At 61.6% G+C, this 14,615-nt stretch carries 14 protein-coding genes; 10 read left to right on the top strand and 4 right to left on the bottom strand.

Annotated elements, in window-relative coordinates; genetic code table 11:
- Window positions 1-22 precede the first annotated feature (22 nt).
- On the top strand, window positions 23-307 hold the full coding sequence (locus ACN0WV_RS10105) for an ArsR/SmtB family transcription factor (protein ID WP_084353811.1): 285 nt from the start codon (window positions 23-25) through the stop codon (window positions 305-307).
- A gap of 45 nt (window positions 308-352) precedes the next feature.
- Window positions 353-1,786, top strand: a complete 1,434-nt coding sequence (locus tag ACN0WV_RS10100) for an amidase (protein ID WP_417605476.1) — start codon at window positions 353-355, stop codon at window positions 1,784-1,786.
- 117 nt (window positions 1,787-1,903) lie between these two features.
- Here ACN0WV_RS10100 and ACN0WV_RS10095 read toward each other — a convergent pair whose 3' ends face one another.
- The 4 genes from ACN0WV_RS10095 to ACN0WV_RS10080 all read right to left on the bottom strand — a co-directional run bounded on the left by ACN0WV_RS10095 (window position 1,904) and on the right by ACN0WV_RS10080 (window position 7,503).
- Window positions 1,904-3,802, bottom strand: coding sequence for an acyl-CoA synthetase (locus tag ACN0WV_RS10095; RefSeq protein WP_417605474.1), 1,899 nt, complete (start codon window positions 3,800-3,802; stop codon window positions 1,904-1,906).
- 223 nt (window positions 3,803-4,025) lie between these two features.
- Window positions 4,026-5,825: an ABC transporter transmembrane domain-containing protein gene (locus tag ACN0WV_RS10090; protein ID WP_417605473.1), complete on the bottom strand. Its 1,800-nt coding sequence runs from the start codon at window positions 5,823-5,825 to the stop codon at window positions 4,026-4,028.
- 128 nt (window positions 5,826-5,953) lie between these two features.
- Entirely contained in the window at window positions 5,954-6,190 is a 237-nt protein-coding gene (locus ACN0WV_RS10085) for a DUF2842 domain-containing protein (RefSeq protein ID WP_417605472.1), read from the bottom strand.
- The gene (locus ACN0WV_RS10080; protein WP_417605471.1) at window positions 6,190-7,503 is read right to left on the bottom strand and encodes an adenylosuccinate synthase; all 1,314 of its coding nucleotides are present in this window, start codon (window positions 7,501-7,503) and stop codon (window positions 6,190-6,192) included. Before ACN0WV_RS10080 ends, ACN0WV_RS10085 begins: the two co-directional genes overlap by 1 nt.
- A gap of 15 nt (window positions 7,504-7,518) precedes the next feature.
- Between ACN0WV_RS10080 and ACN0WV_RS10075 the strand changes: the two genes are divergently transcribed.
- The 8 genes from ACN0WV_RS10075 (at window position 7,519) to ACN0WV_RS10040 (ending at window position 14,615) form a co-directional block, all read left to right on the top strand.
- Window positions 7,519-8,037: a DUF6524 family protein gene (locus tag ACN0WV_RS10075; RefSeq protein ID WP_417605470.1), complete on the top strand. Its 519-nt coding sequence runs from the start codon at window positions 7,519-7,521 to the stop codon at window positions 8,035-8,037.
- 135 nt (window positions 8,038-8,172) lie between these two features.
- Complete coding sequence (gene secG / locus ACN0WV_RS10070) at window positions 8,173-8,547, top strand: preprotein translocase subunit SecG (RefSeq protein ID WP_084353817.1); 375 nt, start codon at window positions 8,173-8,175, stop codon at window positions 8,545-8,547.
- A 159-nt stretch (window positions 8,548-8,706) separates the two neighbouring features.
- Window positions 8,707-10,350 carry a CTP synthase gene (locus ACN0WV_RS10065; RefSeq protein WP_417605468.1) on the top strand — a complete coding sequence of 548 codons (1,644 nt, stop codon included), beginning with the start codon at window positions 8,707-8,709 and terminating at the stop codon, window positions 10,348-10,350.
- Between the two features lie 11 nt (window positions 10,351-10,361).
- Window positions 10,362-11,153: a hypothetical protein gene (locus ACN0WV_RS10060; RefSeq protein WP_417605466.1), complete on the top strand. Its 792-nt coding sequence runs from the start codon at window positions 10,362-10,364 to the stop codon at window positions 11,151-11,153.
- Between the two features lie 348 nt (window positions 11,154-11,501).
- On the top strand, window positions 11,502-12,278 hold the full coding sequence (rlmJ, locus tag ACN0WV_RS10055) for a 23S rRNA (adenine(2030)-N(6))-methyltransferase RlmJ (RefSeq protein WP_417605465.1): 777 nt from the start codon (window positions 11,502-11,504) through the stop codon (window positions 12,276-12,278).
- A gap of 109 nt (window positions 12,279-12,387) precedes the next feature.
- Window positions 12,388-12,825 carry a tellurite resistance TerB family protein gene (locus tag ACN0WV_RS10050; protein ID WP_417605464.1) on the top strand — a complete coding sequence of 146 codons (438 nt, stop codon included), beginning with the start codon at window positions 12,388-12,390 and terminating at the stop codon, window positions 12,823-12,825.
- A 260-nt stretch (window positions 12,826-13,085) separates the two neighbouring features.
- On the top strand, window positions 13,086-13,862 hold the full coding sequence (locus tag ACN0WV_RS10045; protein WP_084354808.1) for an ABC transporter ATP-binding protein: 777 nt from the start codon (window positions 13,086-13,088) through the stop codon (window positions 13,860-13,862).
- A 21-nt stretch (window positions 13,863-13,883) separates the two neighbouring features.
- The gene (locus ACN0WV_RS10040) at window positions 13,884-14,615 is read left to right on the top strand and encodes a transporter substrate-binding domain-containing protein (protein ID WP_084354805.1); all 732 of its coding nucleotides are present in this window, start codon (window positions 13,884-13,886) and stop codon (window positions 14,613-14,615) included.

Genomic DNA, 14,615 nt, shown 5'->3' with positions numbered 1-14,615 from the left:
TCCAATCGCACCACCTCAGGAGATGGCGCAAAGTGCCAGCCGTGCCGCCGCCTATCTCAAGACGCTGGCGCATGAGGGCCGGTTGATGATCCTGTGCCATCTCGGCCCCGGCGAGAAATCCGTGAGAGAACTGGAAACCTTGCTGGACATGCGTCAGGCGGCGGTCAGCCAGATGCTGGCCCGCCTGCGCGAAGAGGATCTGGTCAGCACAAGACGCGAGGGCAAGACAATCTATTACAGCCTCGCCAACGCGGACACGCGCCGCGTCATTGGTCTGCTCCACGATCTGTTCTGTCAGACAGACTAGGTGCCCCACAGGCCCCCTCCCCCCAATCATTGAGCAGGAGCCGAAATGCGTCCCGATACAAGTTTCAGCGGCCCAGACCTGTGCGCCCTGTCCGCCACCGAAGCGGTCGGGCTGCTCCGCAGAGGCGAGGTTTCGGCAGCGGAATTGGTCGAGGCCAGCCTGTCGCGCATCGCGCAGGTGGAACCGTCGGTCAACGCCACCGTCACGGTCTGCGCCGACCGCGCCCGCGAGGCCGCTTTGACGGCAAAGGGCACCGATCTGGGCGGCTTGCCCATCGGCATCAAGGATCTGACCCCGGTCGCGGGCGTGCTGACCACGATGGGCACGAAAGCGTTGAAACGCAATTACCCGCTGGCCTCCGATCCGCTGGTGCTGCGTCTGGAAGAACGCGGTGCCATCGTGATGGGCAAGACCAACACGCCCGAAATGGGCGCCGGTGGCAACACCTTCAACGCGGTTTTCGGCATGACCCGCAATCCGTGGGATACGGCGCGCAATGCGGGCGGATCATCCGGCGGGGCCGCCGTGTCGCTGGCCACCGGAGAGGTCTGGCTCAGCCACGGCTCTGACCTTGCGGGCAGCCTGCGCACCCCTGGCAGCTTTTGCGGCGTGGTGGGCTTTCGTCCCTCGCCGGGCGTGGCGGGCGGCGGCTCTGCGGCGATGGGCTTTGCCAATGAGGGGTTGCAAGGCCCGATGGCCCGTAACGTGGCCGATTGCGCGCTGTTTCTGGACGCGATGGCCGGGTTCGATCCGGTCTGGCCGCTATCCATGCCCGCGCCTACAACCCCCTATGCCACGGTCGCGGCGCAGGATCCCGGCCAGATCCGCATCGCCTTTGCCCCCGATCTGGGCGGCTTTGCCCCGGTGGAACCCGTCATCGCGCAGGCGCTCTCGGACGCCATGACGCAGGCGCAAGGCCCCGATTGCGCCGTCGAGGATGCCTGCCCCGCCCTGCCCGATCTGGAAAAAACCTACCGCGCGTTGCGCGCCTTTTACTGGGCGGCGCTGCCGGGCCGCGCGCCGGATTTCGTGCAGGATTTCTACAAGCCGACGCTGGCACAGAACATCGCCGAGGGCCGCGCGCTCAGCGCCGAGGACATCGTGAACGCACAGCTAAGCCGCTCTGCGCTTTACGACAGGATGCGGCACTTCCTGACAGATTTCGACGTGTTGGCCTGCCCCGTGACTGGCATCGGTCCCGGCCCGGTGGAAGAGGAGTTTCCGCGCAGCGTCGCCGGCATCGCGACCGGGGATTATATCGACTGGCTGCGCTTTTCCTTCCTGGCCACCACGACGACCCTGCCCAGCATGTCCCTGCCGGTGGGCTTTACACCCGACGGGCTGCCCGTCGGTCTGCAACTGATCGGACGCCCGCGCGGCGAAGCCCGTCTTTTGCAGGTCGCCCAGCATATCGAGACCGCGCTGGCGCTGCCAACAACCCCCATCGACCCGATCACGCGCAGCAGCGCGGGCCACTGACCCCGTACAAGGCCGCGCCCCATGCCGGATCGGCCCAGATCATTCCCCGGCGCGAGCTTCGCCTGATAAGAACCGGCGCTGCTTTAAGCAGCCTCCGGTCCGTGACCGGAGAAGGCCTCAGCCCGCAGACCCGTCAGACTCCGCCCAATCCCAGGGGCGCGTGAAATTGCCCAGCACATCGCCGACCGCAACCTCGTCGGCCCCGTTCGCCTCCAGCTTGGCAACCAGCCCGCGTTTCTTGTCGTCGATCACGGCAACCACACGCGCCTTGATGCCCGCCTCTTCCAGCGCCGCGTTATACACCCGCGTGATCGCCATCTTGCGCAGATCGGGCTTGAACACCTTGCCAACGGCGGTCTTGGGCAGTTCCGGCAATATCGTCATATGCTTGGGCCATGCCGCGCGTTCGTGGACATGCGTCTTGCAATGCGCGATCAGCTCTTCCTCTGTGACCTCGGTCCCGCCGACCAGTTCGACAAAGGCGCAAGGCAGTTCGCCCGCGCGGGCATCCGGCTGACCAATCGCCCCGGCAAAGGCCACGGCGGGATGCGACAGCAGCGCCTCTTCAATCTCGGCCGGGTCGATATTGTGCCCGCCGCGAATGATCAGATCCTTGGCCCGCCCGGTGATCCACAGATAGCCATCCGCGTCGATCCGGCCCAGATCGCCGGAGCGCAGGAACCGGTCGTGATAGAACAGATCCTTGTTTTTCACTTCTTCGGTATAGGTGCTGCCCGCGAAGACGCCCGGATTGGCGATGCAGATCTCGCCGACCTCGTCCACGTCGCATTGCATCAGCCCGTCCGGCCCGGACTTGAGGATTCGGACCTCGGTATGCGGGAACGGAATGCCGACCGATCCGACCTTCTTGGCCCCTTCGGGCGGGTTGCAGGACACAAGACAGGTCGCCTCGGTCAACCCGTAGCCCTCGACGATGGTCACGCCAGAGGCTTCCTCGAACCGCCGGAACAGTTCCAATGGCAGCGGGGCAGAGCCGGAAAACGCGGTCTTTACCGAAGAAATATCGGCATCCACGGGCCGCTGCATCAGCGCCGAAAGCGCCGTTGGCACGGTGATGATGAAACTGATCTGCCAGCGCTCGATCAGTTTCCAGAAATTGTCGAACACGCCCTCGCCGCGATAGCCCTGCGGGGTGGGAAACACCACATGCGCGCCAGAGGCCAGCGCCGCCATTAGGATCACATGGCAGGCAAAGACGTGGAACAGCGGCAAGGGACACATGATATTGTCGTGTTCGGAAAACAGCAGGCGGTGTCCCAGCCAGCCATTGTAAATCATCCCGGAATACTGGTGCTGCGCGACCTTGGGCATTCCGGTGGTGCCGCCGGTGTGGAAATAGGCACCCACCCGGTCGCCCTGGCTGTCGGCAAAATCAAGCTTGCGGTTCTGTCGGGCGATTTCCTTGTGAAAGGATTTGACATCGGCATGATGATTTTGGGGCGCTTTCGGCCGGATCAGCGGCACGATCCACGACTTCGGCGGTGTCAGATAGCGGTTGAGGTCGATCTCAAGCACCGTGTGCACATGCGGGGCATGACGGACGGCCTCTGCCATCTTCTGCGCCAGATCGGTCTTGGGAAAGGCCCGCAGCGTGACCACGACCTTTGCATCCGTCTCGCGCAGGATGGCGCCGATCTGCTCCGGCTCCAGCAAGGGATTGATCGGATTGGCAATGCCCGCGACCATGCCGCCCAGAAGCGTCACGATGGTCTCGGTGCAGTTGGGCAGCACATAGGCCACCACATCATTTTCACCGATCCCGAGCGAGCGGAAAAGATTGGCCGCCTGCACCACCTGTTCGCGCAACAGCGCCCAGCTCAGCGTCTCTGCCTTGTCGGCCGGGCCAGAGGTCAGCTGATAGCTGACAGCGGGTCGGTCCGGAAAGGCCGTCGCCGTCCTGTCGAGCAGACCAAAAATGGTCTTGGGCAGATCCCGGTCCTCCCAGGACATTTCGTCCTCGATGGCATTCCGATCCGCCATGGATGCAAAACTCATTAGCGCTCCTCCCAGTCGCGTCCCCGCCCACCTTGCAGGACAAGCATGTTCTCACGCAAGCCTGCCACAGCAAACAAGACGCTGCGGAAACATGCGCACTGACGCAACGTCCAAACAGCAATGCCTGCGATACCATCCGGCAATCAGCCTTGTCACATGCACAGCGCGTCTGACCAAGGCAACGCCCGCCGAGCAAGACGTTCAAGGAAACCCCGCCCAGCGCTTATTCCGCGGCCACGCCATCGGTGAACTGAAGCCGGGCCAGCCGCGCATACAGACCGCCCTGCGCCACCAGCGCATCATGCGGACCAGAGGCGACGATGCGGCCATGATCCATCACGATGATCCGGTCGGCCTTCTTCACCGTGGCAAGCCGGTGCGCGACAATGATCGTCGTGCGTCCGCGCGCCAGCTTGTCGACGGCGGCCTGCACCAGACGTTCGCTTTCGGCATCCAGCGCGCTTGTCGCCTCGTCCAGCAGCAGCACCGGCGCATCGCGCAGCAAGGCCCGTGCAATGGCGATCCGTTGCTTCTGCCCGCCCGACAGCATCACGCCGCGTTCGCCAAGATAGGTGTCATAGCCATCCGGCAGCGCCGAGATGAAGTCATCGGCGGCGGCGGTGCGCGCGGCCTGCTTGATCTCTGCATCACTGGCATCGGGCCGGCCAAAGCGGATATTGTCGCGGGCCGAAGCGGCAAAGATCACCGGATCCTGCGAAACCAGCGCAATGGAGCGTCGGAAATCGTCGCGCCGCGTCGTCGCCAGATCAATCCCGTCCAGCGTGACCCGCCCGCTATCGGGATCGTAGAACCGCTGGATCAGCTGGATCACGGTCGTCTTGCCCGCGCCGGACGGCCCGACCAACGCCACCGTCTCGCCCGGATTGATCGTCAGATCAACGCCTTCCAGCGCCCGCGTATCGGGCCGTGCGGGATAGTTGAAATGCACATCCTCGAACCGGATCTCACCGCGCACCTTCGCGGGCATTTGTATCGGGCTGGCGGGGTCATTGACGCTGTCAACGGTCTCCAGCAATTCGACCAGACGTTCGGTCGCACCCGCGGCACGCTGCAATTCCCCGAAAATCTCGGACAGGGCTGCGACAGAGCCTGCCACCATCACCGAATAGATCACGAACTGCACCAGCGCGCCCGCGCTCATGTCGCCTGCGCGCACATCCCATGCGCCGATCCACAGCACGCCGACAACACCGCTGAACACCAGGAAGATCACGATCATGGTCATCTGCGCACGGGTAAAGATCCGCTTGCGCGCCGCATCGAAACTTTTCTCCGTCACCTCGGCAAAGGCGGCGCGGTTGATGTCCTCATGCGTGAACGCCTGCACCGTCTGGACCGACAACAGCGCCTCTGACGCATTGCCGGACGAGGCCGCGATCCAGTCCTGATTCTCGCGGCTGAGAACCCGCATCTTGCGGCCCAGCGTCAGGATCGGCACCACCACCAGCGGCACGATCAGCAACACCAGCCCGGTCAGCTTCGGCGAGGTGAACAGCATCAGCACCATCCCGCCCGCAAAGATCAACGCGTTGCGCAGCGCGATCGAGATCGACGAGCCGATCACCGACAGAATCAGCGTGGTGTCGGTGGTGATCCGGCTGAGAACCTCGCCGGTCATCACCTTCTCGAAAAACGCAGGGCTCATGCCGATGACACGATCAAACACCGCCTTGCGAATATCCGCGACAACCCGTTCGCCCAGCCGCGTCACCAACGCATAGCGCAGCGCGGTCCCCACGGCCAGAAGCGCGGCAATCCCCAGCGCCGCGCCGAAATAAAGGTCCAGCAGCGCGCCGTCCTCGGTGTTGAAATTGTCCACCACCCGGCGCACCGCCATCGGCAGGGCCAGAGACACCGCAGAGGTCAGGATCAGCGCCAGCACCGCGGCGACCAGCAACAGCTTGTAGGGCGAAAGGAACGGCCACAGCCGGGACAGCACGCCAAGCCGCTTGGACTTCTCGCGTTCGGCCTCTCCTGGGGCAAGAACGGGGGCTCTGGCCATGGGTGCTCCTTGTGGCAATGTTGCGGGCTTTCTTGCCGCCCGGTCCGGCAGGGTCAAGTGCCGCATTGTCACGCGGCACCGCCCGCATCGCGGGCAATCAGGGCAGAACCGCCCCGAACGTCACGGCGTCACCCCTCGCCGTCGCGGTCCTGTTTGTCTGGATCAGCCTGCCCGACGCCCAGAAAGACAAACCGCAAAGGCACCATCCAAATCACGCCCAACACGACATAGATCGCCAGCTCGACCAGCGCCGAAGGCCGGTCGAGCATGTTCACCAGCGTCACCGCCAAGACGATATACAGCGGCAACCCGATCAGCAGAACGATCAGCGACCACCGCCTGCGCGCTTTGTAGGACAGGGCCATCAGTCGGCAAACGGGTCGGTGACAAGGATCGAATCTTCACGCTCCGGCGAGGTGGACAGCATCGCAACCGGACAATCGATCAGCTCTTCGACCCGGCGCACATATTTGATCGCATTGGCGGGCAGTTCGGCCCAGCTGCGCGCGCCCTCGGTCGATTCGGACCAGCCCGGCACTTCTTCGTATATCGGCTTGCAGCGTGCCTGCTGATCGGCGGCAGTGGGCAGATAGTCCAGAACCGTACCGTCCAGATCATAGCCGGTGCAGATTTTCAGCGTCTCGAACCCGTCTAGCACATCCAGCTTGGTCAGCGCGATGCCCTTGACGCCCGAGGTGGCGCAGGTCTGGCGCACAAGGGCTGCGTCAAACCAGCCACAGCGCCGCTGACGGCCGGTGGTGGTGCCAAATTCGTGGCCGCGCTCGCCCAGACGCTGGCCATCGGCATCCGGCGTGCCATCGGCATTCAGCAATTCGGACGGGAACGGACCTTCGCCCACCCGCGTGGTATAGGCCTTGACGATGCCCAGCACATAATCAATCGCACCCGGTCCGACGCCAACACCCGTGGCGGCCTGACCTGCAATCACATTGGACGAGGTCACAAACGGATAGGTGCCGAAATCAATATCCAGCAACGCGCCCTGCGCGCCTTCGAACAGGATGCGTTTGCCGGCCTTGCGCTTGTCGTTCAGCACCTTCCAGACGGGGGCAGCATATTGCAGGATCTGCGGCGCGATCTCACGCAGTTGCGCAACCAGCCCGTCGCGGTCCACCGCCTCGATACCCAAGCCCTTGCGCAGCGGATCGTGATGCTGCAATGCGCGGTCCACCCGCGCCTCCAGCGTCGCCGCATCGGCCAGATCCGCCACCCGGACAGACCGGCGCCCGACCTTGTCCTCATAGGCCGGACCGATACCCCGCCCGGTTGTGCCGATCTTGGTGCCCTTGCTGGCGGCCTCTTCGCGGGCGCGGTCCAACTCTCCGTGGATGGGGAGAATCAGCGGTGTGTTCTCGGCGATCATCAGCGTTTCGGGGGTGATCTCGACACCCTGCTCGCGGATCTTTGCGATCTCCGCGAGCAGATGCCAGGGGTCCAGCACCACGCCATTGCCGATCACGCTCAGCTTGCCACCGCGCACCACGCCGGACGGCAGCGCGTGCAGCTTGTAGACAGTCCCGTCGATCACCAGCGTGTGGCCGGCATTATGGCCGCCCTGAAAGCGCGCGATCACATCGGCCCGCTCTGAAAGCCAGTCGACGATCTTGCCCTTGCCTTCGTCCCCCCATTGCGCACCGACGACGACTACATTGGCCATGCTGAACCCTTCCGATTGAGATTTCAAACCCGCGTCGATATAGCCATTGCCGAGGCCGAGGGGAACCGTGAATTTGCACCGCAGGGCGCGGCGGATCGGCACGACACGCAAGCAGGCGCTGTAACAGAAGGGCACAAGATGGGTTTTGTCATACGCTGGGTCGCCGCTTTCGCGCTGCTGGCCGCGACGTTCAACCCGACGCCGTGGAACTATGTTCGTTGGGTCCGCGCCGAATATTCCGCGCAACTGCCGCTGGTGGTTCTGCTTGGGCTGATCCTGCTGGTGGGCTACATCATCTACCTGCGCGCCACGCTGCGATCCATCGGTGGCTTGGGCATGACGCTGGTGCTGGCCCTTGTCGCGGCGTTGCTCTGGGTGCTGTATGACTACGGCATCCTAGACCTGTCGAACCGCGATTTCACCGTCTGGCTCGGCCTTCTGGCGCTGTCCTTCGTGCTGGGCATCGGCCTTAGCTGGAGCCTCGTGCGCCGCGAACTGTCGGGTCAGGCAGATGTGGACGATGTCGAGGACTGACACCCCCTGCGGACCGTAAGGCGGGGTTAACCTCGCCTTATCACGCGCCACGCCGGTTCGGTGCAGAAGGCGGGTTGCGGCAGCGCGTGGTTTTGCATAGATACCCCCGGAACAAGAGAACAGGTCATCCCGCCCATGGAAAACGTCGTCCTCATCATTCACCTCCTCCTGGCGCTGTCGCTGATCGGGGTCGTGCTTTTGCAACGCTCCGAAGGGGGCGGGCTTGGCATGGGCGGTGGCGGCGGCGGTGCCATGTCGGGCCGTGCTGCGGCCACGGCGATGGGCAAGGTGACCTGGATCCTCGCAATCGCCTTCATCATCACCTCGATCACCCTGACCGTGATCGCGGCCGAGAAATCGGCAGGGGCGTCGGTGATCGACCGTCTGGGCGGCTCCTCTGCCCCGGCGGATGGCGCAGAGGATACCACAGTGCCGGGCCTTGGCGATCTGGACACGCTTCTGCCGCCAGCGGCAGATGATGATGCCCCGCTGACCCCACGCGCCGACTAACCACAATCGGTTGAGTAAGGAGAGGATACCGCAACAGCATCTTGCGGTATCCATTGCCAAGCGCATACGAATCCTTGTAGTATAAAGTCCCGTGATGCTGCGGCAGATTTCTGCTGCCGTGGGCACCTGAAATGCAATAAATCACGGGGTTCACGGTCCATGGCACGCTTCATCTTCATCACCGGCGGCGTTGTCTCCTCGCTTGGCAAGGGGCTGGCCTCGGCCGCACTTGGTGCCTTGCTGCAAGCCCGCGGATTTTCCGTGCGTCTGCGCAAGCTTGACCCCTATCTCAACGTCGATCCCGGCACCATGTCGCCCTTTGAACATGGCGAGGTGTTCGTCACCGATGACGGCGCCGAAACCGATCTCGACCTTGGCCATTATGAACGTTTCACCGGTGTCCCCGCCCGCAAGACCGATTCCATCTCCTCGGGCCGGATCTACACCAACGTGCTGGAAAAAGAGCGGCGCGGCGATTATCTGGGCAAAACCATTCAGGTCATCCCCCACGTCACCAACGAGATCAAGGATTTCATCTCCATCGGCGAGGATGAGGTCGATTTCATGCTCTGCGAAATCGGCGGCACCGTCGGCGACATCGAGGGCCTGCCCTTCTTTGAAGCGATCCGCCAGTTCAGCCAGGACAAACCGCGCGGCCAGTGCATCTTCATGCACCTGACGCTGCTGCCCTGGCTCAAGGCCAGCGGAGAGCTCAAGACCAAGCCCACGCAACACTCCGTCAAGGAACTGCGCTCCATCGGGCTTGCGCCGGATATCCTCGTCTGCCGCTCCGAAGGGCCGATCCCCGTCAAGGAACGCGAAAAGCTGGCGCTGTTCTGCAATGTCCGCTCCGATGCCGTGATCGCCGCGCAGGACCTCAAATCCATCTACGAGGCACCGCTGGCCTATCACCGCGAAGGTCTGGATCAGGCCGTGCTGGACGCCTTCCAGATCACCCCCGCCCCCAGACCCAACCTTGACCGCTGGGACGATGTGGCCGACCGGATCTACAACCCCGAGGGCGAGGTCAATGTCGCCATCGTCGGCAAATACACCCAGCTTGAGGACGCCTATAAATCCATCGCCGAGGCGCTGACCCATGGCGGCATGGCCAATCGCGTCAAGGTCAACATCAAATGGGTCGATGCCGAGATTTTCGACCGCGAAGACGCCGGCCCCTACCTCGAAGGCTTCCATGCCATCGTTGTGCCCGGCGGCTTTGGCGAGCGTGGCACCGAAGGCAAGATCAAGGCCGCGCAATATGCCCGCGAACACAAGGTGCCCTACCTGGGCATCTGTCTGGGCATGCAAATGGCCGTGATCGAGGCCGCCCGCAACGTCGCGGGCCTGACCACCGCCGGGTCCGAGGAATTTGACCACGAGGCCGGCAAGAAACGCTTTGAACCCGTCGTCTATCACCTCAAGGAATGGGTGCAGGGCAATGAGCGCGTCAACCGTTCGGTCGCTGACGACAAGGGCGGCACCATGCGTCTGGGTGCCTATGATGCCGTGCTGACCGAAGGGTCGCGCGTCGCCGAGATCTACGGCACCACCACCATCGACGAACGCCACCGCCACCGCTACGAGGTCGACATCCAGTACAAGGACCAGCTTGAAAAGGTCGGCCTGAAGTTTTCCGGGATGAGCCCCGACGGCAAGCTGCCCGAGATCATCGAATGGCCCGACCACCCGTGGTTCATCGGCGTGCAATTCCACCCCGAACTGAAATCAAAACCCTTCGACCCGCATCCGCTTTTCAAAGACTTTGTACGAGCGGCGAAGGATGTGTCGAGGCTGGTGTAAATGTGTGCCGTATGAAAAACGGAAAGTTCGTCTCCCTTGCTAAATTTCAACTCACCAAAGAAGAAATTTCGGGTCTTCCCAGCGAATATGCCTCACTTCTCGCGCTCCTGTGCTACACAATAAATGAAATCAACATCTATTCTCATCTTTTTCTAGCGACGACGAAAAAGAAACCGCTAAACCCCCACATAAAAGCGAAGTGGGAAATTCAACAAAATTCGATCACTCGCACATTGAACGCGAAGATCTTCGAAGCTCTGAAAGGGATTACAGATTATAGGCGGAAGCTCCAAAAAAATTGCAGAACTAATGAAAGAGTATTGAATATTCTGAGCGCGCACCTCGATCAACTTCAATCTTTGAGGGATCGCCAAGGCTACTCGATTGCGGCGTTTTTTCGTAACAAAACCTCGAATCACTTGATTCCATCAATGGCGGCAGAATTCTTGCCGTTTCTTTCGGACACCGCATCTCGCACAATGTATCTTCACGAATTAAGTGGCGAGAGCTTCTATCCTTTCGGAGAAGACGTGATGTTTCATGCCGCGCTTGACTACTATGCGAACAAGAACGATATGCCTCCTAAGGATGTTTTTCGTGAATGGCTTGTTTGGACTGGCGAAGCAAGCAACGCCGTTGTGGATGTTTTTAATGCGATTGGAGTCCACATGATTGAAGAGGTTTTTCCAACAAAAACTGCCCAGGAAGTCGAGCCTTTTGTCGAAAAGGATTTTGTCGATGGATACAACAAGAGGCCACTTGCCTTATTCGCCAACGAGATTCAGGGCAAACGGACCTCTTAGTTGTGGCTAACTAAGTGTCAAATTAACTTTCAACCGCTCTTCCATTTACAATGGGCCAGCGCCTGCCCGTGGGGTGACGCTTCCAACGGCTAAGCCGCGCACTTTATGCCAGCCAAATCCGTCAACGCCCAACGCGATGCTCTGACCCCACCAAAGCGCCAGCCCGCCGGAACGGGCAGGCGCTGGCCCGGTGCGCTGCGCGCTTGATTCCGGGCGCGGTTCTGCCGCTCAAACGACGCTATTTCCGGGCCGACGGGCATTTGTACATATTCACCGTACAAAACGCACAAAAGGCCCCAAACGTCAGCCGCTCTTGCGCGGACAGGCGTGCGGGGCTAAGCCAGTCCGATGCTGTCTTACCAACATATTTATCACGCCGGGAATCTGGCCGATGTCCACAAGCACAGCCTGCTTGCATGGATGCTTAACCATTTGATCCAGAAAGCTAAACCACTCACCTATCTGGAAACCCATGCGGGCCGGGCGCTCTACCGGCTGGACGCTGCCGAGGCGCTGAAAACCGGCGAGGCCGCGCAGGGCATTGCCCGTGCAGCCGCCCTGAACTGGTTTCCCGACAGCCACCCATTTGCAAAAACGATCCGCGCAACCCATTCAGATCATGGGGAAAATTCCTATCCCGGCTCGCCTCTGATCGCGTCACAGATCCTGCGCCCGATGGACAGTCTGCACCTTGCCGAACTGCACCCGCAGGAATTTGCAGCACTCGACTATGCCGTGCCAAAAGCCAAGTGTTATCAACAGGATGGCTTTGAAATGGCACAGTCCATCTGCCCCCCCACCCCGCGCCGCGGCCTGTTGTTGATCGACCCAAGTTACGAGGTCAAAACCGACTATGATCTGATCCCCACGCAGATCGCCGCCCTGAATCGCAAGTGGAATGTCGGCATCATCATGTTGTGGTATCCGATCCTTTCGGACGCGCCGCACCGCAAGATGTTGAGCGCCCTCAGCAAGGCACATCCCGACGCGCTGCGCCACGAAGTCAGCTTTCCGCCCGCCCGTCAGGGCCACCGGATGGTCGGCTCCGGCCTCTTCATCCTCAACCCGCCCTACCGGATCGAGGACGAAACCGCCCGCCTGAGCAAACTCTTCGCGACGCTCTGACGCGCAACGCGTTGACAGCGCACATAAATCCAGAACAGCGACGCCCTTTCGCGCAAGCCCGAAACGATCAGGCTTGGCGCGCCCGGACAGGCGGCATATATCATCACCTATGTTCGCAGACTTCCTCAAACGGCTGACCCAGCCAGAGCCCGCCCCGCTGGACGACGGTGATGCCCGCCTCGCCCTGACCGCCCTGCTTGTCCGGGTGGCCCGGTCCGATGGCGACTATTCCGACCGCGAGATCTCGCGCATCGACCGTATCGCTGCGGCGCGCTACGGCCTGTCGCCCTTCGAGGCTACAGCCCTGCGACGCGATGCCGAAACGCTGGAATCCGAGGCGCCGGACACGGTACGCTTTACCCGCGCGATCAAGGATGCGGTGCCCTACGACCACCGCATTGGCGTGATCGAGGCGCTTTGGCAGGTGGTTCTGGCGGATGGCGAACGTGACGAGGCAGAGGACGCGTTGCTGCGGCTCGTATCCAACCTGCTGGGCGTCAGCGATGTCGACAGCGCATTGGCACGGCAACGGATGGAAAAAGGCTGATCGCGCAGCTTGGAATGCCTAACCGACGCGCCGCCTTCAAAGCAAATGGCCAGCCTTATCACCGGTTCCGCTGGAAGAGATGCAAGGGAGCAACTCGGCGGCGCTGGGACCGCCTGCAAGCCGGGGAAGGGTCGGAAAAGCTACCTTCCGTGTCGTCAATTTGGCATTCCCGATGTGTTCCGGGCACTTTGAATGTTGCAATGAGGCAAAAAAGCAGCCCATGCTACGCGGTGTAGGATTGCTATCAGCATGGGTTTACTTTGGCAGACACCAGTTCCGTTATCGAGATCCACGACCTGCACAAGCGCTACGGGTCACTTGAGGTTCTCAAAGGGGTAGACATCTCTGCTCCGGTTGGGGGTGTGGTGTCGCTGATCGGATCATCCGGATCGGGCAAGTCGACGTTGCTGCGCTGCTGCAATCTTCTTGAGGACAGCCAGCAGGGCGAGATTCTGTTCAAAGGGGAACCCGTGCAATGGCACGGCGATGGCCTGTCGCGTCGGCCAGCCGATCCCAAACAGGTTTTGCGGATCAGGACCAACCTGTCGATGGTGTTTCAGCAATTCAACCTGTGGTCCCATATGACCATCCTTCAGAATGTGATGGAGGCTCCTGTGACGGTGCTGGGCCGTGACCGGGCAGAGGTTGAACAATCCGCGCATGCCTATCTTGTCAAGGTCGGGATCGGCGACAAGGCCAATGCCTTTCCGGCACAGCTGTCAGGCGGTCAGCAACAGCGCGCCGCCATTGCACGGGCCTTGTGCATGGAACCCGAGGCACTTCTGTTCGACGAGCCAACCTCGGCGCTGGATCCGGAACTGGAACAGGAAGTGGTGCGTGTCATCAAGGATCTGGCCCGCGAAGGCCGGACGATGCTGATCGTCACGCATGACATGAAACTGGCCGCTGATGTGTCGGACCACGTCGTTTTTCTGCATCAGGGCCTGATCGAGGAAGAAGGCGCGCCGGACCGGTTGTTCGGTGCGCCCAAATCGGAACGTCTGCGAGGCTTTCTAAGTGCCACGCAGACGGCGTAAAACTCAATAAGGGAGTGTATCATGAAAAGTTTGATCCTTGGCACCGCCGCGCTGGCCCTCAGTGCGTCAGTGGCTTTTGCCGCCAGCCATTCGGTTGTGCGTCTGGGCACAGAGGGTGCCTATCCTCCGTATAATTTCATCAACGATGCCGGTGAGGTCGACGGGTTCGAGCGTGTTCTGGGCGACGAGCTGTGCAAACGCGCCGAACTGACCTGCGAATGGGTGACCAACGACTGGGATTCGATCATCCCCAACCTGGTATCCGGCAACTATGACGCCATCATCGCCGGCATGTCGATCACGCCAGAGCGTGAGGAAGTTGTCGCATTTACCCAGAACTACACGCCGCCATCGCCGTCCTCCTATGTTGGTGCGACTGCGGATGTGGATATTGAAAACGGGGTGATCGCGGCCCAGACCGGCACGATTCAGGCCGCTCATATCGCCCAGACCGGGGCCACCTTGCTGGAGTTTCCCAACCCTGATGAAGTCGTCGCCGCCGTTGTAAGCGGCGAAGCGGATGCTGGGCTTGCCGACAAGGACTTTCTGATCCCTGCGGTCGAGGAATCCGGTGGTGCGATGGTGTTCGTGGGAGACGACATTCCTCTGGGCGGTGGCATCGGCATGGCCTTCCGCCAGTCCGACCCCGAGCTTCGCGACAAGTTCGACGCCGCGATCCAGTCGATGAAGGATGATGGCACGCTGAACACGATGATCGCTGAGTATCTGGGCGAGGATTCGCCCGCCTTCTGA

It is taken from the genome of Primorskyibacter flagellatus (assembly GCF_048268605.1).
Classification (GTDB): domain Bacteria; phylum Pseudomonadota; class Alphaproteobacteria; order Rhodobacterales; family Rhodobacteraceae; genus Primorskyibacter; species Primorskyibacter flagellatus.
Note: the sequence above shows the minus strand (reverse complement) of the source record. Positions and strands in the feature narration are given on the sequence as shown.

Coding starts and splice junctions, on each gene's coding strand:
- rlmJ (WP_417605465.1), top strand. CDS start 11,502: ATGCTGTCTTACCAACATATTTATCACGCCGGGAATCTGGCCGATGTC.
- ACN0WV_RS10060 (WP_417605466.1), top strand. CDS start 10,362: ATGAAAAACGGAAAGTTCGTCTCCCTTGCTAAATTTCAACTCACCAAA.
- ACN0WV_RS10065 (WP_417605468.1), top strand. CDS start 8,707: ATGGCACGCTTCATCTTCATCACCGGCGGCGTTGTCTCCTCGCTTGGC.
- ACN0WV_RS10105 (WP_084353811.1), top strand. CDS start 23: ATGGCGCAAAGTGCCAGCCGTGCCGCCGCCTATCTCAAGACGCTGGCG.
- ACN0WV_RS10100 (WP_417605476.1), top strand. CDS start 353: ATGCGTCCCGATACAAGTTTCAGCGGCCCAGACCTGTGCGCCCTGTCC.
- ACN0WV_RS10050 (WP_417605464.1), top strand. CDS start 12,388: ATGTTCGCAGACTTCCTCAAACGGCTGACCCAGCCAGAGCCCGCCCCG.
- ACN0WV_RS10080 (WP_417605471.1), bottom strand. CDS start 7,503: ATGGCCAATGTAGTCGTCGTCGGTGCGCAATGGGGGGACGAAGGCAAG.
- ACN0WV_RS10095 (WP_417605474.1), bottom strand. CDS start 3,802: ATGAGTTTTGCATCCATGGCGGATCGGAATGCCATCGAGGACGAAATG.
- ACN0WV_RS10040 (WP_084354805.1), top strand. CDS start 13,884: ATGAAAAGTTTGATCCTTGGCACCGCCGCGCTGGCCCTCAGTGCGTCA.
- secG (WP_084353817.1), top strand. CDS start 8,173: ATGGAAAACGTCGTCCTCATCATTCACCTCCTCCTGGCGCTGTCGCTG.
- ACN0WV_RS10085 (WP_417605472.1), bottom strand. CDS start 6,190: ATGGCCCTGTCCTACAAAGCGCGCAGGCGGTGGTCGCTGATCGTTCTG.
- ACN0WV_RS10090 (WP_417605473.1), bottom strand. CDS start 5,825: ATGGCCAGAGCCCCCGTTCTTGCCCCAGGAGAGGCCGAACGCGAGAAG.